The sequence below is a fragment of the Amycolatopsis sp. MEPSY49 genome, from assembly GCF_051337345.1.
Lineage (GTDB): Bacteria > Actinomycetota > Actinomycetes > Mycobacteriales > Pseudonocardiaceae > Amycolatopsis.
The window spans coordinates 426,176-444,768 of record NZ_JBDLYJ010000005.1 but is presented as its reverse complement, the minus strand read 5'-3'; the positions used below and the strand labels follow the sequence as shown (position 1 = coordinate 444,768).

Below are 18,593 nucleotides of genomic sequence, written 5' to 3'. Positions count from 1 at the left end.
TGCGTATCGTTTGCCTCATGACCGCATTCAAGCCGGGGCGCGCCGAGACGCGCACCATCTCCGTCTCCGCGCCGCCCGCGCGGGTCTTCGCCTACCTGTCCGACGCCCGCCGCCTGCCGGAGTGGGCGCCGGGCTTCGCCACTTCCGTCGAGCACGACCACGATGACGTCTGGCGCGTCGGCGAGGACGCGCGGCCGGTCGCCGTCAAGGTCGCGGCGGACCACGGCGTCGTCGACTTCGTCAGCGCCGACGCCCCGAACCTCGGCCTCTTCGCGCGCGTCGTGCCCAACCTGGCGGGGGCCGAGCTGATCTTCAGCCTGTTCTTCCCGCCGGACACGGACCCGGCGGCCGTCGCCGCGCAGATGGCGGTCGTCGACGAGGAACTGCAGGCCGTCCGCGCGCACGTCGAGCGGTGAACCGGGACATCCGGTCGCTCGACGACCTTTTGCGGATGCTGGACGGCCTCTTCGAAAACATCGAGTGGGACGGCTTCTACGCCGACCGCGACCGGCCGATCCCGTTCTTCGCCGACGAACCCGACGAAAACCTCGACGCCTGGACAAGAGACGGCCGGCTGACCGGCGGCCGCGCGCTGGAGCTGGGCTGCGGGCCCGGCCGCAACGCGCGAAGGCTCGCCGAAGCCGGCTACGACGTGGACGCGGTCGACGGCTCGCCCACCGCGATCGCCTGGGCGCGAGAACTCGGCGGCGGCGTCCGCTTCCACCAAGCCGACATCTTCGCGATGGACCTGCCGCACGAGGAATACGACCTGGTCTACGACTCGGGCTGCCTGCACCACCTCGCGCCGCACCGGCGGATCAGCTACCTGGCCCTGCTCGACCGGTACCTGAAGCCGGGCGGGCACTTCGGCCTCGTCTGCTTCGCCGCCGGCACCGGAAACCCCGACGCCGGCACCGAAATCCCGGACGCGCAGCTCTACCGCGACCGCAGCCTCCACGGTGGCCTCGCCTACACGCCCGACGAACTGCGAAAGCTGTTCGACGGCTTCACCGAACTCGAACTGCGCCCGATGAAGGAGAACACCGGCCGCTTCGGCACGACCTTCCTACTCGCCGGACTGTTCCGAAAGGACTGAAAACCCCGGCGGCACCCGAAGTTCGGTGACTTCGCCGGCAACGGAGATGGAGACGTCGAGGGTCCCACCCGCCAGCGGCAACCCCGTCACCCGCAACGCGCCGACCGGGCTCGGCCGGGGCGGGGACAAAGAAACCGTCCCCGCCGGAACGTCGACCGCCAAGCCGAGGAACGCCACCAGCAAGCTCACCGCGGCCGCCGCCGACCACGCCTGCGGGCGGCACGACGCCGGGTACGGCAAGGGCGCCGTCGTCTCCGCAACGCCGTACCCGGCGAACAATTCCGGCAGCCGGTAGTCGAACGCCGGCGCGGCCGAAAGCAGTTGCGCGCCCAGGGCGGCAGCGCGGGACCGCTGACCGGATCGCTGCAGACCCCGGACGACGATCGCCGTGTCGTGGGGCCAGACCGAGCCGCAGTGGTAGCTCAACGGCGAATAGCCACCCGCGGACGCGCTCATCGTGCGCAAGCCGAAGCCCGACGCCAGTGCGGGGTCCAGCAACAACGAACCGATCGACGCACTTTCGGAGGGGGAAAGCAATCCGGTACCCAGCAAGTGGCCGATGTTGCTCGTCAGCGCGTCCACCGGCCGCTTGTCGCCGTCCAAGGCCAATGCCGGATAACTCCCGTCCGAAGTGGACACCCAGAACCTGTCCCGGAACCGCGACCGAAGAGACGCGGCCCACTCGGACAGACCGGGAACGGGCTCGCCCAGAGCCGTCAACAGAGAATCCGCGCGTACGACGGCTTCGTGTTGATACGCCTGGACTTCACTCAACGCGATCGGCGGCTTCGCCTGCGCGCCATCGTGGAAGCGGACCGCGTCCCCGGAATCCTTCCAGCCCTGGTTGGCCAGGCCGTGGCCGCTTTCGTCGAGGTACTCGGCGAACCCGTCGCCGTCCGGGTCCGCGGCGCCGGTGATCCACGACAGCGCGAACCGCAGCGTCGGCAGCAGGTCGCGGACCTCGTCCTCGGGCAGGCCCCAGCGCCACGCGTCGTGCAGCAGGCACACCCACAACGCCGTCGCGTCGACCGTCCCGTAGTACTCGGCGGGCAGCGAGGCGCCGCCGATCGTCTCGAAGACGTCGCGGCGCCGCTCGTGCAGGATCTTGCCCGGCGCCTCGCCGGTCGCCGGGTCGTGGCGCGTGCCCTGCGCCCGGGCGAGCGTCCGGAGTGTCCCGCCCGCGAGGTCGACCGACAGCGGCAACGCGAGCCGCGCGGCCCACAGGCTGTCGCGGCCGAACAGCGTGAGGAACCACGGCGCGCCCGCGCCGGCGAACGCGTCGCCGGGGTGGTCGCGTTCGGCCAGGAGCAGCCCGTCGAGGTCGTCGAGCGCGCGGTCGAGCAACGCGGTGAACCGGCGGTCGTCGGCGTGCACCTCCGGCCGGGGCAGCCGGGTGCCGGCCGGCACGAACAACGCCCGCTCGTCGGAAATCCGCAGCGACCAGCGCAGCGTCGCCGCACCTTCGACGGTCCAGCGCAGCCGGAGCCGCGGCCCGTCGACGACGACTTCGGCGCCTTCGGCCGTCACCTCGGAGACGGCCGAGGAAGCGGCCCACCCGGTGCCGGCCGGGACGACGGGGGAGCGCCGCCCGCCCGACTTGATCTCGTCGATCGGTGCGAAGTCGGCGGCCAGCACGACCTCTACGACGCGCCGGCGGTTCACCGAAGCCGTCGAAACGAGCGAAAGCTCCTCGGTCATCCCCGACGCCGTCACCGTGCGGTCGCGCCGCAGCCACACCGTCGGGTCGGGGCCGGGGTCGCCGAGCCGGCGCAGCAGCCCGGTGAACCGCGCGCGGTCGGCGCCGGGCTCGTCGCCGCCGATGGCCTCCGGCTCGTCGCCGTCGACCGTCACGACGGCTTCGCTGAGCAGCCGCAGGTCGCCGTGGAGCAGGCCTTGGGTCCCGCCGGCGCGGATCTGCCCGTCCCGGCCGGACAGGACGACGGTCGGGGCGTGCAGCGCGATCGCGAGGTCGTGGAGCAGGGGTTGGAGGTCCACCATGACTACGATTGGATCGATCAAACGAAAGAATGTCAACTGACTTCGAAGTCTTGACAGCTCAGCGCCACGGGTTCAGAGTGGCCCGCAGTTGAACGTTCAAACCCGGAGGCACGACATGGGACGGCCCACGCTGAACTCGGTGGCCGAGGCGGCCGCGGTTTCGCGCCAGACCGTGTCCAACGTGATCAACTCGCCCGAGGTCGTGAGCCCGGAGACGCGCGAGCGCGTGCTGGCCGCGATCGAACGGCTCGGCTACCGCCCGAACACCGCGGCGCGGCAGATGCGGACCACGCGGTCGCAGATCATCGGGCTGTGCGTCCCGCCGTCGGGCAACGGCGTGAGCGGCGTCGTCCTCGACCAGTTCCTGCACTCGCTGACCGCGACCGCCGAGCGCTACGACCACCGGATCATGCTGTTCACGGCGGCCGACGACGAGGCCGAGACCCGCGCGTACGCCGACCTGATCGCCTCGGTCGGGATCGACGGGTTCGTGCTGACCAGCACCCACCACGACGACCTGCGCACCCGCTGGCTGCTCGAGCGCGAGCTGCCGTTCGTCACGTTCGGCCGGCCGTGGGGCGCGGAGGACACGCACCCGTGGGTGGACGTCGACGGCGCCGCGGGCACGCGGCTGGCCACCGACCACCTGGTCCGTCAGGGACACCGGCGGATCGCGTTCGTCGGCTGGCCCGAGGGGTCGGGCAGTGGCGACGACCGCCGCGCGGGCTGGGCGGCGGGACTCGCGGCCGCCGGGCTGGGCGAAGGTCCGCAGGTCGCGGTGTTCGACGGCGTGGAAGGGGGACGCTCGGCGGCCGCAAGGCTGCTGGACGGGGGCGGCTCGGCCGGGAGCAGCGGCTCGGCTCCCGCCCACCACCCCGGCGCCGGCGACCGGCCGAGTGCCGGCGACCGGCCCGGCGCCGCCGACCTCGCCGACGCCGGCGCGCCCACGGCGTTCGTCTGCGCCAGCGACTCGCTCGCCCTCGGCGTCACCGCCGAACTCCGGGACCGCGGCATCCGGCCCGGTGCCGATGCCGCCGTCATCGGCTTCGACGACACCCCCACCGCCGCCGTCCTGGGGCTGAGCAGTGTCGCCCAGCCCATCGCCGACGTCGCCGCCGAATGCGTGCGGCAGCTGCGGACCGCCCTGCGCGGCGAAGCGGCCTCCGAACCCGCGACCACCCTCTTCACCCCGCACCTCGTGCTCCGCACCACCTGAGTCCCCGCGCGATCAAGGAGGATCGATGCTTTCCCGCCGAACTGTGGCCGCCTTCGCGGCAGCCGGCCTGCTGCTCCCGCTTTCCGCCTGCGGCAGCGGCTTCGACGATTCGTCCCAGCCCGCCACCCAGCAGGCCGGCCCCGCCACGCTCAAGGTGATGATCGCCGCGAGCGGGGGCGCCGAGCTCAAAGCCATGCAGGACGCCGCCGCCGCGTGGCACCCCGAAGGATCGAAGGCCGAGGTCGTCTCCGCCAACGACCTCGCGCAGCAGCTGAGCCAGGGGTTCGCCGCGGGCAGCCCGCCGGACGTCTTCGCCGTCGACGCCACCAAGTTCCAGGGCTACGCCGACGAAATGCTCCCGTACGGCGACACTCTGTCCTACAAGGACGACATCTACCCGACGCTGCGCACGACGTTCACCAAGGACGGCAAGCTTTACTGCGCCCCCAAGGACTTTTCGACGCTGGCGCTCGCGATCAACACCGACGACTGGGCCGCCGCCGGGCTGACCGACAACGACGTCCCCAAGACGTGGGACCAGCTGAAGACCGTCGCGCGGAAGCTGACCACCGGCGGCCGCACCGGGCTCGTCTTCAACGACACCCGTGACCGCATCGGCGCCTTCCTCGTCCAGGCCGGCGGCTGGGCCGTCGACGCCGACCAGAAGAAGGCCACCGCCGACACCCCGCAGAACCTGCAGGCCCTGACCTACGTCCGCGACCTGCTCGCGTCCGGCGTCGCGAAGTACCCGAAGCAGATCGGCGCGGGGGACTCCGGTGAGGCGTTCGGCCAGCACAAGGCGTCGATGAGCATCGACGGCAACTGGATGGCCGGCGGCATGAAGAAGGACTACCCGGACGTCAAGTACCGCGTCGTCGCGCTGCCCGCCGGGCCGGCCGGACCCGGGACGCTGTCGTTCACGCAGTGCTGGGGCATCGCCGCCAAGAGCAAGTTCCAGGAGCAGGCCAAGCAGCTCGTCGACTCGTTCATGCAGCCGCAGCAGCAACTCGCCTTCGCCGAGGCGTTCGGCGTGATCCCGTCGCGGCAGTCCGTGCGGGCGCAGTACGAACAGAAGTTCCCCGCGCAGGCGGCGTTCGTCGCCGGCGCCGACCACGCCCACGGGCCCGTCACCCTGACCACAATGGACCCCGTGCTGACCGACTTCGACGCCCAGCTGCAGCAGCTGCCGGGCGCCGACCCGAAGCGGATCCTGCAGCAGCTGCAGCAGAACACCGCGGCCGCGCTCGGGCAGTGACGCCGTGAGCACCGTCCTCACCGCTCCGGCCGCCGCGCCCGCGCGAGGCGGCCGGAGCCGCCGCCCCCTCCGGCGCGACGGCCGGGCCGGCTGGCTCTTCCTCGCCCCGACGCTGCTCGTGCTCGGCCTGTTCATGGTGCTGCCGATCCTGATGGCGCTGTGGGTGAGCGTCAGCGACTGGACCGGCAACGGCAGCCCGTTCTCCTCGCGCGTGCGCTTCGTCGGCGGGGACAACTACGCCGCGCTGCTCGCCGAACCCGGGCTGACGCGCCGGAACTTCGCCACCAGTGTCCGCAACAACGGCTACTTCGTGCTGTTCGTCGTGCCGCTGCAGACGGCGCTGGCGTTGTTCCTCGCGCTCACCCTGCACCAGAAGAAGCTCAAGGGCCGCCAGTTCTTCCGGACCGCGTTCTACTTCCCGACCGTCACCAGCTCGGTCGCGATCTCGGTCGTTTTCCTCTTCCTCTTTTCCAGCACCGGCACGGTGAACGCCGCGCTGAAGCTGTTCGGAGTGGACGGTCCCAGCTGGTTCGCCGACCCGCGCGGCATTTTCCACCTCGCCCTCGGCGACCCGGCGAACCCGCCGTCCGCCCTGGCGGGCCACGGTTTCCTGGGACTGTCCTGGTGGGACTGGCTGGCCGGCCCCAGTGTCGCGATGTGCTCGATCATCGTGCTCGTCGTCTGGACCTCCACCGGCGGCTTCATGCTGATGTTCTACGCGGCCCTGCAGAACCTGCCGCCGTCGGTCGACGAGGCCGCCCTCATCGACGGCGCGACGTCGTGGCAACGCTTCTGGCGCGTCACCCTGCCGCAGCTGCGCCCGACGCTGTTCCTCGTGCTGACGCTCGGCCTGATCGGCACCTGGCAGGTCTTCGACCAGGTGTACGTGCTCAGCCGCGGCAACCCCGCCAACACCACGCTCACCCCGGCGTACCTGTCGTACTCGACGTCGTTCGTCGGCCACCAGTGGGGCCAGGGCGCGGCGATCGCGTTCCTCCTGTTCGTCGTGATCGTGGCCTTCACGCTGGTGCAGCGCTGGGCCTTGCGGGAGCGCCGATGAAGAAGCGCTGGTTGGGCTACGCGGTCCTCGTCCTGGTCGCGGCGCTGTACATCTACCCCTTCCTCATCCAGCTCGCGACGGCGTTCAAGACCGACGCCGACGCCACCGCGCACCCGCTCCTGCCGTGGCCCCGGCAGTGGTCGGTCAGTGTCTTCCGGACGCTGGCCGAGCAGGACTTCCCGCGCTGGGCCATGAACTCCGTGTTCGTCTCGGTGACGATCACCGTCGGCCGGGTCGTGTTCGACTCCCTCGCCGGCTACGCGCTTTCCCGGCTGCGGTTCCGCGGCAGGCAGGCGGTTTTCGGGGCCGTCCTGGCGGTCATCGCCGTTCCGAGCGTGGTGCTGCTGATCCCGAAGTTCCTGGTGCTCAACCAGCTCGGCATGTACGACACCTACGCGGCGATGATCATCCCGCTGCTGGTCGACGGGACCGGGGTGTTCATCATGAAGCAGTTCTTCGACACCGTGCCGGTGAGCGTCGAGGAAGCCGCCCGGATCGACGGCGCCGGTCCGTTCCGGACGTTCCGGTCGGTGGTCCTGCCGATGTCGAAACCGGCGTTGATCACCGTGACCATCCTGTCGTTCCAAGGATCGTGGAACGAGCTGCCGCACTACATCGTGTCCCGGCAGGACCCGGCGCTGAACACGCTGACCAGCGGCGTGGCGAGCCTGGTGTCCGGCGAACTGGGCCAGGGCAACCAGTTCCCGCTCAAGCTCGCCGCGGCGCTGCTGATGACGCTGCCGGTCGCGATCGTCTACTTCGTCTTCTCGCGCCGGTTCACCCAGGGCACCTACGAGGGAGCCGACAAGTAGCTCAGCGGATCAGCTCGTCGGCGACCCACTGGACCACGCCGTCCGGGTACGGGTTGCCCAAGCCGAGCACGACGTGCCCGAACCCGTTGTCGACCGCTTCCTCGATCTTCTCGCGCGTGGCGGCCGGCTTGTCGTAGTCGACGGCGAGGAAGATCGAGCGCAGGATCGAAGCCGGGTCGCGCCCGATCTCCGTGCAGTAGCGGTCGAGGAGCTTGCTGCGGCCGACGAGGTCGTCGATGTCGCCGCCGCCCGGGATGTTCCACTGGTCGGCGTGCTCGGCGACCACGCGCAGCGTCGCGCTCGCCCGGCCGCCGATCATGATCGGCGGGTGCGGCCGCTGCACGGGCTTCGGGTTGCCGAACGCACCCTTCAGCTTGACGTACTCGCCGTCGAAGTCGAACGGTGCGTCCGCTGTCCACAAGCGACGGATGACCGTGCACGCCTCGGCCAGCGCGGCGACGGCGTCGTCCTGCGTGTGGTACGGCAGGCCGTGGCCGTCGTATTCGCGGCGGGCGAGGGGATGACTCGGGCGGGAACCGGCGCCGATGCCGAAGTCGAGCCGTCCGCCGGACACGACGTCCACGGTGGTCGCGATCTTCGCCAGCACCGCCGGTGGCCGGAAGCGGTTGCTGGTGACCATCAGGCCGAGCCGGATCCGCTCGGTCTGCGCGGCCATCGCCGAGAGCAGCGTCCAACCCTCGAAGATCGGGCCGTCCGGGTCGCCGCCGATCGGCATGAGGTGGTCGAACAGCCAGGCGTGCTCGATCTCCGGGATCTGGTCGGCTTCACGCCAGACGCGCTGGATCTCGTCGTAGCCGACGTTCATCGGCGCGGTCAGGATGCCGAAGCTGGTCATCAACGCCTCCGGAGGGACGGGTCGAGCAGGGCGGGCGGGGTGTCGAACTTCTCGTGCGCGGCCAGGTCGACGCCGGGCGCGACGACGGCGTCGATTTCGTCGAGGACGTCGGCGGGCAGGACGGTGTCGGCCGCCGCGAGCTGCGACGTCAGGTGGCCGAGCGTGCGCGGGCCGATGAGCGCGCTGGTCACGCCCGGGTGCGCCGTCACGAACCCGAGCGCGAGCTGAATCAGGGAAAGATCCGCCTGCTCGGCGAGCTTGACGAGCTTCTCGACGGCGTCCAGCCGGGCCTGGTTGGCGGGGTCGGTGAGGTCGAAGCGCTGGGGCAGGGCGCCGGCGCGGTTCGTCGTGATCTCGCGCCCGGCGCGGACCGCGCCCGAGAGCCAGCCCGAGGCCAAGGGGCTCCAGGCCAGCACGCCGAGGCCGTACTCCTGCGTCACCGGCAGGACGTGGGCTTCGATGCCGCGTTGCAGGATCGAGTAGCTGGGCTGCTCGGTGACGTACCGGCCCAGCCGGTTTTCCCGCGCGGCCCACTGGGCCTGCACGATCCGGTAGGCGGGGAACGTCGACGAGCCGAAGTAGCGGATCTTGCCGGCGCGCTGGAGGTCGGTCAGTGCGGAAAGCGCTTCCTCATCGCTCGTGGCGGGGTCCCAGCGGTGCATCTGGTACAGGTCGACGTGGTCGACGTCGAGCCGGCGCAGGCTGTCTTCGAGGGCCTTGAAGATCCAGCGGCGCGAGGTGCCGCGGTGGTTGCGCTCCTCGCCCATCGGCATCGCGGCCTTGGTCGCGAGCACGAGGTCGTCGCGGCGGTTCTTGATCGCCTTGCCGACCATGACCTCCGACTCGCCCTGGCCGTACATGTCGGCGGTGTCGACGAGGTTGATCCCGCCATCGAGGGCGGCGTCGACGATGGCGGTGGCCTCGTCCTGGGTGGTGCGCCCGATCGCGCCGAAGTTCATCGCGCCGAGGGCGAGGCTGCTGACCTGGACGCCGGTGCGGCCAAGGGTGCGGTACTGCATGAGGGGATTCCTCCGTGAGATGATGGCAAGCGGAACGTTGCTCCGTTAACCATACGGAGCATTGTTCCGGTTAGCAACCCCGGGAGGTGTGGTGAACAAACCCAAGCGCGCGGACGCCCGGCGCAACGAGAAGGCGTTGCTCGACGCGGCGGCCGCGGTCTTCGTCGCGTCCGGGGTGGACGCGCCGGTGCGGGACATCGCGGCGAAGGCCGGCGTCGGGATGGGCACGATCTACCGCCACTTCCCGACCCGGGCCGACCTGATCGTCGCGGTCTACCGGCACCAGGTCGAAGCCTGCGCCGACGCGGGCCCGGCGCTGCTGGAGACGGCTTCCTCGCCCCATGCCGCGCTGGCGGAGTGGATCGACCTGTTCGTCGACTTCCTGGTGACCAAGCACGGGCTCGCGGGGGTCCTGCAGGGCGACGGCTTCGCCTCGTTGCACGCGTACTTCCTCGATCGCCTGGTCCCGGTGTGCGCCCAGCTGCTCGAAGCCGCCGAGCTGACCGCGAGGGTGCGTCCGCTGGAGCTGATGCGCGGGGTGGGCAACCTGTGCGTCGGCGCGGAGGACGGCAACCCGGACTACGACGCGCGCCGGCTGGTCGGGCTGCTCATCGCGGGGCTGCGGGCGTGACGATCGAGCAGCTCACGACCGACCCGTACCCGCTGCTGGCCCGGCTCCGGGCGACCGATCCGGTGGCCTGGCTGCCGGAGCTGAACGGCTGGCTCGTCACGCGGCACGACCTCGCGCTGCAGGTCATGCGCGATGCCGCCACGTTCACCGTGGACGACCCGCGCTTCTCGACCGCCCGGGTCGTCGGCCCGTCGATGCTCTCGCTCGACGCGGGTGCGCACACCCGGCACCGGACGCCGTTCGCGCGGCACTTCCGGCCGCGGGAGATCGAAGACCGGTTCGCCGGGTTCGTCCGCGCCGAGTGCGCCCGGCTGGTCGACGGGTTCGCCGCCGCCGGCCGGGCGGAGCTGCGGCGGGCGCTGGCCGGGCCGCTGTCGGTCGCGGTGGTGGCCGACGCGCTGGGCCTGGACGGCACCGACACCGCGCGGGTGCTGGCCTGGTACGACGCGATCGTGTCCACAGTGGACGACATTTCGGCCGGACGTGAGCCGGGAGACCGTGGCGCGGCGGCGTTCGGCGAGCTGCGCGCGCACATCGAGGGCACGGTCGGGCGGCCTTCGCTGCTCACCGAGGCGGCGTCGGCGCTGGAACTGCCGGAGGTGGTGTCGAACGCGGCGGTGCTGATGTTCGGCGGCATCGAGACGACCGAGGGCATGATCGCCAACCTCCTGCTGCACCTGCTGCGTGAACCGGCGCGGCTCGAGGCGGTGCGGGCGGACCGCGCGCTCGTCCCGGCCGCGATCGAGGAGTCGCTGCGCCTGGAACCCGCGGCCGCGGTGGTCGACCGGTACGCCACTCGCGACGTCTCGCTGGCCGGAGCGTCGATCGCGCGGGGCGACCTCGTGACGGTCTCGCTCACGGCCGCCAACCGCGATCCGGCGGTGTTCGCGAACCCGGACGTCTTCGACCCGACCCGGCCGGACCTGCGCAAACAGCTGGCGTTCGCGCACGGGCCGCACTTCTGCCTCGGCGCCGACCTCGCCCGGCTGGAGACGCGGATCGCCGTGGAGACCGTGCTCGACCGGTTGCCCGGGATCGCGCTGGCGGAGCCGGCCGCGCCGGCGGGGCTGGTGTTCCGCAAACCCGTCGCCGTCCCCGCGCGGTGGCTGCCATCATGACCGGATGACGGCGTGGCGTGAGTTCGAAGCGGCGGAACCGGAGTTCGCCCGGCGCGTGCGGACGTTGTTCGACGCGCGCAGGCACAAGACGATGGCGACCCTGCGCGCCGACGGTTCGCCCCGGATCTCGGGCATCGAAATGAAGTTCGACGACGGCGAGCTGACGTTCGGGTCGATGCCGAACGCGCGCAAGGGCGCCGACCTGCGGCGGGACCCGCGGGTGGCGCTGCACAGCGCGACGGTCGACCCAGTCGACGGCGAAGAGGCGAAGTGGCCGGGGGAGGCGAAGATCTCCGGCCGGGCCGTCGACGACGGCGAGCGGTTCCGCGTGGACGTCGCCGAGGTGGTGCACACGCACCTGAACGAGGCGGCGACGCTGCTGGTCGTCGAGTGGTGGACGCCCGAGGCGGGCCTCCGCAAGGTCGAGCGCGAGTAGTCCGGCGGCCGCCGGACGTCATGAAAGAGTCGTTCATGACGTCCGGCGAGGTGAAAGGGTCGTTCATGACCTTCGAGGCGGCGCCAATTAAGTCAAGCGCTTGACGTAATCGGGTTTCGTGGCCATGCTGCGTCTTAGGGGTCATTCACCAACGAGGAGACCGCCATGACGCAAAGCCACCCCGAGCTGCCGCGCTTCCCGTTCGTCGCCGAGACCGCGCTCGCGCCGCCCGCGGAGTGGGCCGAGTTCCGGACGAAGTGCCCGGTCGCGCCCGTGCGGCTGGCCAGCGGGGACGAGGCCGCCCTGGTCACCCGCTACGCCGACGTCAAAAAGGTGCTGTCCGATCCGCGGTGGACCCGGCCCACGCCCGCCGACAACGCCGCCCGCGTCGCCGACACCGAATCCGGCGGGGTCTTCAACAGCGAGATGGCGACCGTCCTCCCGCGGCACGGCGAAGCCCACCTCACCTGGCGCCGCACGATCGGGAAGTGGTTCACCGCCAAGCGGATGACCGCGCTGCGGCCCGGGATGGCCGCGATGGCCGAGCAGCTCATCGACGACCTCGTCGCCAAGGGCGCGCCCGGGGACCTCAAGGCCGGCCTCGCCTTCCCGCTGCCCGTCTGGGTCATCTGCGACATGCTCGGCGTGCCCGATTCCGACCGCGACCGGTTCGCGCACTGGTCGGACGTCATGCTCAGCATGACCCGCTACACCCAGGCCGAGTTCGACGCCGCGCAGCAGGAGTTCGGGCGGTACATGGGCGGGCTCATCGCGGCCAAACGCGACGAACCCGGCGACGACATCCTCAGCGCGCTGCTGCCCGAAGGCTGGTCCGACGCGATGCTGACCGCCACCGGCATCGGCCTGCTCATCGCCGGCCACGAGACCACCGCCAACATGATCGCCAAGATGGTCGCGATGCTGCTCGCCGACCGGACTCGGTGGGAGCGGCTGCTGGCCGACCCGGCGCTCGTGCGCACCGCCGTCGAGGAATCCCTGCGGTTCGACGCGAACGCGGGGATCGGCATGTCCCGCTACCTGTCCGGCGACTTCGAGGTCGCCGGCACCGTCCTGCCCGGCGGCACCACCGCGATGTGCAGCATGGCCGCCGCGAACCGCGACGAGACCGCGTTCGAGAACGCGTCCGAAATGGACCTCGGCCGCAGCCCGAACCCGCACCTCGCGTTCGGCGCCGGCGCGCACGCCTGCCTCGGGCAGCCGCTGGCCCGTACCGAACTGCAGGTGACGCTGGAAGTCCTGCTGCGCAAGCTGCCGTCGCTCGAGCTCGCCGTCCCCGCCGACGAGCTGCGCCGCGTCGAAGGGCTCGCCGTCGGAGGACTGCGGGAACTGCCCGTCCGGTGGTGACCGCTCCTGCCCGGGCGTCCGCGACGAGGGAGGCGATCCTGACCGCGGCGGAACGGCTCTACGCCGAGCACGGCGTGCTCGCCGTGTCCAACCGGCAGATCAGCGAGGCCGCCGGACAGGGCAACAACACCGCCGTCGGCTACCACTTCGGCACCCGCGCCGACCTCGTCCGGGCCATCGCCCGCCGGCACTCCGCGGCGGTGGAAGAGCTTCGGGCGCGCAGGCTCGCCGAGCTCGGCCCCGGCGCGGACCTGCGAGACTGGGTCCGGTGCCTGGTCCACCCGTCGACCGAGCACCTGGCGCGGGCGGGCACGCCGAGCTGGTTCGCCCGGTTCACCGCGCAGGTGATGACCGAGCCGTCGCTGCGGTCGGCCATCGCCGTCGAGACGCTCTCGTCGCCGTCGCTGGCGCGGACCGTGGAGGGGCTGAGCCGGTGTCTGCCCGAACTGCCCGCCGACGTCCGCGCCGAACGCAACGCCATGACCCGTCAGCTGCTGATCCACACGATGGCCGAGCGCGAACGCGCGCTGGCCGAAGGCAGCGATACCCCACGAGCCAACTGGCATGAGGCCGCCATCGGCCTCACCGACGCCCTCGTCGGCCTCTGGCTCGCCCCCGTGACACCCCGGAACCCAGGAGAGGAACAGGCATGAAGGTCACTGTGGACGAAGGAAAGTGCTGCGGCGCCGGCACCTGCGTGATGCTCGCGCCGGACGTGTTCGACCAGCGCGACGACGACGGCATCGTCATCCTCCTCGACGAGACCCCCGGCGAAGAGCTGCACGCGACCGTCCGGGAGGCGGCGAGCGTCTGCCCGGGCGTCGCGATCTCGGTCCGCGAGGACGCGTGAACGTCCTGGTCGTCGGCGCGTCGGCGGCCGGCCTCGCGACCGTGGAGGCCCTGCGCCGCAAGGGATACGACGGTGGCGCGACCGTGCTGGGGGCCGAGGCACACCTCCCGTACGACCGGCCGCCGCTGTCCAAACAGGTCCTCGCCGGTGCCTGGGCGCCCGAGCAGACCAGCCTGCGGACACCCGACGCACTGTCCGCATTGGACGTCGAGTTCGTGCTCGGCGATCCGGCGGTGCGGCTGGACGCCCAGGCACGGACCGTCCACACGGCACAGGGGCGGGCGCTGACCGCGGACGCCGTCGTGCTCGCCACCGGGCTCCGGCCGCGCACGCTGCCGGGCCAGGACGGCCTCGTTGGAGTCCACGTGCTGCGTACTCTCGACGACGCGCTGGGCCTGCGCGCGGACCTGGCGCCGGACAAGCGGGTCGTGGTAGTCGGCGACGGCGTCCTCGGCGCGGAGATCGCGGCGACCGTGTGCGGCCTCGGTGTGCCGGTCACGCTGGCCGGCCCACAGTCCGCGCCGCTCGCGTACCAGTTCGGGCCCTTGGCCGCGGGTCTGCTCGCCGACCTGCACGCCGGCCGCGGCGTCGAACTGCGGCTGGGATCCGCGGTCACCGGACTGTCCTCGGAGGACGGTCGGGTCACCGGCGTGCGTCTGGAGACCGGTGAGGTGCTGCCCGCCGACGTCGTCGTGGTGGCGTTCGGCGCGGCCCCGGCGACGGACTGGCTGGCGGGCAGCGGCGTGCTGTGCGACAACGGCGTCGTGTGCGACTCCCGCTGCCGGGCGGCGGACGGGATCTACGCGGCCGGCGACGTGGCCCGCTGGCACCACGAGGGCCTCGACGTGCTGCTGCGCCTGGAAAACCGGACCAACGCGACCGAGCAGGCGGCCGCCGTCGCGGCGAACATCCTGGGCGAAGACCGCCCGTACACGCCGGTGCCGTACTTCTGGACCAGCCAGTTCGACGCCCGGATCCACGTGCACGGGACGCTGTCCGCCGACGCCGAGATGTCCATTGTGGAAGGTGAGGTGGCGGCGGGCCGGTTCGTGGCGCGGTACCACCGGGGCGGTGAGGTGGTCGGCGTGCTCGGCTGGAACATGCCCAAGCAGGCCCGGCAGCGTCGTCAGGAGATCGCCGGGGCGGCGGTGTTCGCCGGGAAGCCGTGACCGCGATACCCCCGTTCGCCGGTTGACGGAACTCCCCGGGGTGGGTGACCCTGTTCACGTTAACATCGTGGAAGGGGTGGCCGTGGCGACGCGTTCCCGGATCCTCGGCGTGCTGGCGGCCGTCGTCCTTTCCCTGGCACCCGCCCCGCCCGCTTCCGCGGCGGCCGTGTCCGCGGCGAAGATCGGGGACACCCAGCTCGACGCCACGGCGCTGTACTTCGTCTCCTACGACGGGCTGGTGAACAACGACTCGTTCCAGCAGAGCGGGATCTTCAGCTACGCCGGCTACCAGTACGCGGCCTGGTACACCGCCGACCGCAGCGCCGTGCTCGCCCGGCGGGCCGGCACCGGCGCGTGGCAGACCGCCGTACTGCCGCACAAGCTGACCGTCGACGACTCGCACAACGTGATCTCGATGGGCGTCTCCGCCGACGACGGCCGGCTGCACGTGGCGATGGACACCCACGGCAACCAGGTCTTCTACGTCGAGTCGGTCGCGGGCCTGCTCTCCGCGCCCGCCTCGCACGCCTGGACGCCGGCCGCGTTCGGCCCAGTGCAGCGCACGCTGAACGGCGTGGACCTCGGCGCGATCACCTACCCCCAGTTCGTGGTCACGCCGGAGCGGCGGCTGCAGCTGAGCTACCGGACCGGCGCGTCGGGCAACGGCACCAACGAGCTGGCCGAGTACAGCGGCGGTAGCTGGCGCAAGCTCGGGAAGTGGACGTCGGCGACCGGTTCGTGGACGGCCGGCAACGGCGTCACCAGCACGACGCGGAACATGTACCTGCACGGCCTCACCTACGGCCCCGGCGGCCGGCTGCACGCCGCGTTCACCTGGCGCGAAGGCAATTCCGGCGTGCTCTGCAACGCGGGCGGGCTCGCCAACCACGACACCGGGTACGTCTACAGCGACGACCGCGGCCGCACCTGGCGCAACAACGCGGGCACGGCCGTCGCGACGACGGGCGGCACGCCGGTGGCGGTCGGTGCGCCGGGCGCCGTGGTCGACCCGCTCGGCGTCGACCACGGCCTGATGAACCAGGAGAGCCAGGCGGTCGACTCCGCCGGGCAGCCGCACGTGGTGATCAGCTACGTACCCGGCCGGTTCACCCAGTGCGTCACGAACTACTCCGCGCAGCGCAGGCAGTACGGCCGGACGTTCTTCCTCAGCCGGGCCGCCGACGGCGGCTGGACCAAGCGCGAGGTGCCGGTCGCGCCCGGGTCCACCCAGCGCACGAAGCTGGTGTTCGACCGCGGCGACAACGCCTACCTCGTGATGCCGTACGGCCGGATCGTGGCCGCGTCGAAGGCGAGCGGCTGGACCGACTGGACGACGGTGTACGCCCCGGACCTGAACGCCTTCGGCGAGGTCGACGTCGACGACTCGCGCCTCGCCGCCACCGGCGTGATTTCGGTTATGTACCAGCAGGTCTCGACCGGAACGACGCCGTCGCCGATCCGGGTGGCCGACTTCCGCCTCGGCTGACGCCTACTCGACGGTGACGGACTTGGCGAGGTTGCGCGGCTTGTCGATGTCGTAGCCCAGCGTCAGCGCGGCGTGGTAGGCGAGCAGCTGCAACGGGATGGTCAGCAGGATCGGGTCGAGCTCCGGCTCGGTCCGCGGCACGATGATCCGCGGGACGTCCAGCTCGCCGAAGTCGACGTCCTCGTGCGTCACGGCCAGGACGGACCCGCCGCGGGCCTTGATCTGCTGCAGCGCGGCCAGGTTGCGGCCCGCCAGCTCGTCGGCGGGCACGATCGCGACCGTCGGGAGCGAGTCGTCGATCAGGGCCAGCGGGCCGTGCTTCAGCTCGGACGTCTGGTACGCCTCGGCGTGGCGGTAGGAGATCTCCTTGAACTTCTGCGCGCCTTCGCGGGCCACCGGGAACCCGCGGACGCGGCCGATGAAGAACAGGCTCTTCGCGGTGGCCGCGGCCTTCGCGTGCTCGGCGATCGCGGGCTCGTCGTCCAGAACGGACTTGATCTGACCGGGCAGCGCGCGGATCGCGGCGATGATCCGCTGACCGTCCGCATTGGACAGATCGCGCACCCGGCCCAGCGCCAGCGCGATCAAGGCGAAGCCGACGGCCATGTTCGTCAGCGCCTTGGTCGAGGCGACCGCGATCTCCGGGCCGGCGTGCAGGTAGACGCCGCCGTCGCAGGCGCGGGCGATGGTCGAGCCGACGACGTTGACCAGGCCGACGACCCGGCCGCCCTTGCGCTTGATCTCCTCGACGGCGAACGCGGTGTCGATCGTCTCGCCGGACTGGCTGACCGCGATGTAGAGCGTGTCCGCTTCGATGATCGGGTTGCGGTAGCGGAACTCCGACGCGGCTTCGGCGTCGGCCGGGATCCGGGCGAGCTCCTCGATCATCGTCGCGCCGATCTGGCCGACGTAGTAGGCCGAGCCGCAGCCGAGGATCTTCACGCGGCTGAACCCGCGCAGCTCCCGCGGCGTCAGGTTGAGCCCGTCGAGCCGGGCGACGCCGAACCGGTCGTCGAGCCGGCCGCGGATGATCCGCTCGACGGATTCGGGCTGCTCCTGGATTTCCTTGACCATGTAGTGCGGGAAGCCGCCGAGGTCCAGGTCTTCCGCGGCGATGTCGATCTCGGTGGCCGGCTTGGTGGTGTCGCTCTCGTCGACGGTGAACGTGCGGTAGCCGGTGGCGAAGACCGTGGCGAACTCGCCGTCGTCGAGGTGCGTGACCTGCGAGGTGTGCCGGACCAGCGCGGCGAGGTCGCTGGCGACGAACATCTCGCGCTCGCCGACGCCGATGATCAGCGGGGAGCCGTTGCGCGCGATCACCAAGCGGTCCGGGTGTTCGCTGTCGGCGACGGCGATCGCGTACGTGCCGGTGATCCGCGAGACGGCCTCGACCACGGCGTCTTCGAGCGTTTCGGCGGCCGAGCGCGCGATCAGGTGGGCGAGGACCTCGGTGTCGGTCTCGGAGCTGAGGGTGACGCCGGCGTCGGTGAGCTGGGCGCGCAGCGCGTCGGCGTTGTCGATGATGCCGTTGTGGACGACGCTGATCCGGCCGTCCTCCGACGTGTGCGGATGCGCGTTGGCCTCCGACGCCGGGCCGTGCGTCGCCCAGCGCGTGTGGCCGATGCCGGCCTTGCCGGCCAGGCGCTTGGGCAGCGCGGCGGCGAGGTTGCGGACCCGGCCGACGACGCGGTGGACCTGCGGGGCGCCCTTGGCGCCGAGGACGGCGATGCCCGCGGAGTCGTACCCGCGGTACTCGAGCCGGGTCAGGCCCTCGAGGAGGATGGGGGCGGCGTTCTGGCCGCCGATGTAGCCGACGATCCCGCACATGGCGAACCTTCTTTCAGCCGTAGACGATGCGCCGCAGCTGGCGCTCGGAGAGGTCGGGCGCGGCCACCAGCCTGCCGCGGAGCTCGGCGGCGATGAGCGGGAAGATCTCGGGGTTCTTCCGGCCCTCGGCCTGCAGCTCGGCGTGCCGGCGGCGGACGTAGGCCTCGGTGGGCGTCCGGTAGTAGGCGAGGACGTCGTCGACGACGCGGGCGGCGACCCCCGGCGGCAGACCGGTGGACGCGGCCACGCGCTCGACGATGTCGGTCTCTGCCACGTCGGCCATCATGCCCTGCGCGTGTCGTGGACTTCAAATTCCTGCCCGAAATCGGGCAAGCTTTAATGGTTGGACAGGTTTAGGGGTGGCGGCGAGGGTGGAGGTGTGCGTCAAGAAGACATCTG

19 protein-coding genes are annotated in these 18,593 nt (G+C 71.5%); 14 read left to right on the top strand and 5 right to left on the bottom strand.

Features of this window, described 5'->3' with window-relative positions:
* Positions 1–17: 17 nt before the first annotated feature.
* On the top strand, positions 18–416 hold the full coding sequence (locus tag ABFJ78_RS25235) for an SRPBCC family protein (protein ID WP_436388824.1): 399 nt from the start codon (positions 18–20) through the stop codon (positions 414–416).
* Positions 413–1,096, top strand: coding sequence for a class I SAM-dependent methyltransferase (locus ABFJ78_RS25230; protein ID WP_436388823.1), 684 nt, complete (start codon positions 413–415; stop codon positions 1,094–1,096). The genes ABFJ78_RS25235 and ABFJ78_RS25230 overlap by 4 nt, the downstream gene beginning before the upstream one ends.
* Here the strand turns inward: ABFJ78_RS25230 and ABFJ78_RS25225 are convergent.
* Positions 1,067–3,094 carry a glycogen debranching N-terminal domain-containing protein gene (locus ABFJ78_RS25225; RefSeq protein ID WP_436388822.1) on the bottom strand — a complete coding sequence of 676 codons (2,028 nt, stop codon included), beginning with the start codon at positions 3,092–3,094 and terminating at the stop codon, positions 1,067–1,069. The two genes, ABFJ78_RS25230 and ABFJ78_RS25225, sit on opposite strands and share 30 nt — an antisense overlap.
* Before the next feature lie 115 nt (positions 3,095–3,209).
* Here ABFJ78_RS25225 and ABFJ78_RS25220 point away from each other — a divergent pair, with 115 nt between their 5' ends.
* The 4 genes from ABFJ78_RS25220 to ABFJ78_RS25205 are packed head-to-tail and all read left to right on the top strand — an operon-like array spanning position 3,210 to position 7,437.
* Positions 3,210–4,310 (top strand): LacI family DNA-binding transcriptional regulator, encoded by a 1,101-nt coding sequence (locus ABFJ78_RS25220; protein WP_436388821.1) that lies wholly within the window; start codon positions 3,210–3,212, stop codon positions 4,308–4,310.
* Positions 4,311–4,335: 25 nt separating this feature from the next.
* Positions 4,336–5,565 carry a sugar ABC transporter substrate-binding protein gene (locus tag ABFJ78_RS25215; protein ID WP_436388820.1) on the top strand — a complete coding sequence of 410 codons (1,230 nt, stop codon included), beginning with the start codon at positions 4,336–4,338 and terminating at the stop codon, positions 5,563–5,565.
* A gap of 4 nt (positions 5,566–5,569) precedes the next feature.
* Positions 5,570–6,625, top strand: coding sequence for a carbohydrate ABC transporter permease (locus ABFJ78_RS25210; protein ID WP_436388819.1), 1,056 nt, complete (start codon positions 5,570–5,572; stop codon positions 6,623–6,625).
* Positions 6,622–7,437, top strand: a complete 816-nt coding sequence (locus ABFJ78_RS25205; RefSeq protein WP_436388818.1) for a carbohydrate ABC transporter permease — start codon at positions 6,622–6,624, stop codon at positions 7,435–7,437. The genes ABFJ78_RS25210 and ABFJ78_RS25205 overlap by 4 nt, the downstream gene beginning before the upstream one ends.
* A gap of 1 nt (position 7,438) precedes the next feature.
* Here ABFJ78_RS25205 and ABFJ78_RS25200 read toward each other — a convergent pair whose 3' ends face one another.
* Positions 7,439–8,293: an LLM class flavin-dependent oxidoreductase gene (locus ABFJ78_RS25200; protein WP_436388817.1), complete on the bottom strand. Its 855-nt coding sequence runs from the start codon at positions 8,291–8,293 to the stop codon at positions 7,439–7,441.
* A complete protein-coding gene (locus ABFJ78_RS25195) occupies positions 8,293–9,312 on the bottom strand; it encodes an aldo/keto reductase (RefSeq protein WP_436388816.1) in 1,020 nt (339 codons plus the stop codon). Before ABFJ78_RS25195 ends, ABFJ78_RS25200 begins: the two co-directional genes overlap by 1 nt.
* A gap of 91 nt (positions 9,313–9,403) precedes the next feature.
* Between ABFJ78_RS25195 and ABFJ78_RS25190 the strand changes: the two genes are divergently transcribed.
* The 8 genes from ABFJ78_RS25190 (at position 9,404) to ABFJ78_RS25155 (ending at position 16,367) form a co-directional block, all read left to right on the top strand.
* Entirely contained in the window at positions 9,404–9,943 is a 540-nt protein-coding gene (locus tag ABFJ78_RS25190; RefSeq protein WP_436388815.1) for a TetR/AcrR family transcriptional regulator, read from the top strand.
* Complete coding sequence (locus ABFJ78_RS25185; RefSeq protein WP_436388814.1) at positions 9,940–11,061, top strand: cytochrome P450; 1,122 nt, start codon at positions 9,940–9,942, stop codon at positions 11,059–11,061. Before ABFJ78_RS25190 ends, ABFJ78_RS25185 begins: the two co-directional genes overlap by 4 nt.
* Positions 11,062–11,065: 4 nt before the next feature.
* A complete protein-coding gene (locus tag ABFJ78_RS25180; protein WP_436388813.1) occupies positions 11,066–11,497 on the top strand; it encodes a pyridoxamine 5'-phosphate oxidase family protein in 432 nt (143 codons plus the stop codon).
* Positions 11,498–11,662: 165 nt separating this feature from the next.
* The gene (locus ABFJ78_RS25175) at positions 11,663–12,862 is read left to right on the top strand and encodes a cytochrome P450 (protein ID WP_436388812.1); all 1,200 of its coding nucleotides are present in this window, start codon (positions 11,663–11,665) and stop codon (positions 12,860–12,862) included.
* Positions 12,859–13,515 carry a TetR family transcriptional regulator gene (locus ABFJ78_RS25170; protein ID WP_436388811.1) on the top strand — a complete coding sequence of 219 codons (657 nt, stop codon included), beginning with the start codon at positions 12,859–12,861 and terminating at the stop codon, positions 13,513–13,515. The genes ABFJ78_RS25175 and ABFJ78_RS25170 overlap by 4 nt, the downstream gene beginning before the upstream one ends.
* On the top strand, positions 13,512–13,712 hold the full coding sequence (locus ABFJ78_RS25165) for a ferredoxin (RefSeq protein WP_436388810.1): 201 nt from the start codon (positions 13,512–13,514) through the stop codon (positions 13,710–13,712). The genes ABFJ78_RS25170 and ABFJ78_RS25165 overlap by 4 nt, the downstream gene beginning before the upstream one ends.
* Positions 13,709–14,881 carry an NAD(P)/FAD-dependent oxidoreductase gene (locus tag ABFJ78_RS25160; RefSeq protein WP_436388809.1) on the top strand — a complete coding sequence of 391 codons (1,173 nt, stop codon included), beginning with the start codon at positions 13,709–13,711 and terminating at the stop codon, positions 14,879–14,881. Before ABFJ78_RS25165 ends, ABFJ78_RS25160 begins: the two co-directional genes overlap by 4 nt.
* 82 nt (positions 14,882–14,963) lie before the next feature.
* Positions 14,964–16,367 carry a BNR repeat-containing protein gene (locus tag ABFJ78_RS25155; RefSeq protein ID WP_436388808.1) on the top strand — a complete coding sequence of 468 codons (1,404 nt, stop codon included), beginning with the start codon at positions 14,964–14,966 and terminating at the stop codon, positions 16,365–16,367.
* A gap of 3 nt (positions 16,368–16,370) precedes the next feature.
* On the opposite strand, the gene glmS is transcribed toward ABFJ78_RS25155, so the two are convergent.
* A complete protein-coding gene (glmS, locus tag ABFJ78_RS25150) occupies positions 16,371–18,194 on the bottom strand; it encodes a glutamine--fructose-6-phosphate transaminase (isomerizing) (RefSeq protein WP_436388807.1) in 1,824 nt (607 codons plus the stop codon).
* 13 nt (positions 18,195–18,207) lie between these two features.
* Positions 18,208–18,480 carry a hypothetical protein gene (locus tag ABFJ78_RS25145; protein WP_364462832.1) on the bottom strand — a complete coding sequence of 91 codons (273 nt, stop codon included), beginning with the start codon at positions 18,478–18,480 and terminating at the stop codon, positions 18,208–18,210.
* Positions 18,481–18,593: the final 113 nt, after the last annotated feature.

Bases quoted from the DNA above. Each gene is read 5' to 3' on its own strand.
- ABFJ78_RS25235 (WP_436388824.1), top strand. From the start codon at position 18: ATGACCGCATTCAAGCCGGGGCGCGCCGAGACGCGCACCATCTCCGTC.
- ABFJ78_RS25225 (WP_436388822.1), bottom strand. From the start codon at position 3,094: ATGGTGGACCTCCAACCCCTGCTCCACGACCTCGCGATCGCGCTGCAC.
- ABFJ78_RS25220 (WP_436388821.1), top strand. From the start codon at position 3,210: ATGGGACGGCCCACGCTGAACTCGGTGGCCGAGGCGGCCGCGGTTTCG.
- ABFJ78_RS25215 (WP_436388820.1), top strand. From the start codon at position 4,336: ATGCTTTCCCGCCGAACTGTGGCCGCCTTCGCGGCAGCCGGCCTGCTG.
- ABFJ78_RS25205 (WP_436388818.1), top strand. From the start codon at position 6,622: ATGAAGAAGCGCTGGTTGGGCTACGCGGTCCTCGTCCTGGTCGCGGCG.
- ABFJ78_RS25200 (WP_436388817.1), bottom strand. From the start codon at position 8,293: ATGACCAGCTTCGGCATCCTGACCGCGCCGATGAACGTCGGCTACGAC.
- ABFJ78_RS25195 (WP_436388816.1), bottom strand. From the start codon at position 9,312: ATGCAGTACCGCACCCTTGGCCGCACCGGCGTCCAGGTCAGCAGCCTC.
- ABFJ78_RS25180 (WP_436388813.1), top strand. From the start codon at position 11,066: ATGACGGCGTGGCGTGAGTTCGAAGCGGCGGAACCGGAGTTCGCCCGG.
- ABFJ78_RS25175 (WP_436388812.1), top strand. From the start codon at position 11,663: ATGACGCAAAGCCACCCCGAGCTGCCGCGCTTCCCGTTCGTCGCCGAG.
- ABFJ78_RS25165 (WP_436388810.1), top strand. From the start codon at position 13,512: ATGAAGGTCACTGTGGACGAAGGAAAGTGCTGCGGCGCCGGCACCTGC.
- glmS (WP_436388807.1), bottom strand. From the start codon at position 18,194: ATGTGCGGGATCGTCGGCTACATCGGCGGCCAGAACGCCGCCCCCATC.
- ABFJ78_RS25145 (WP_364462832.1), bottom strand. From the start codon at position 18,480: ATGATGGCCGACGTGGCAGAGACCGACATCGTCGAGCGCGTGGCCGCG.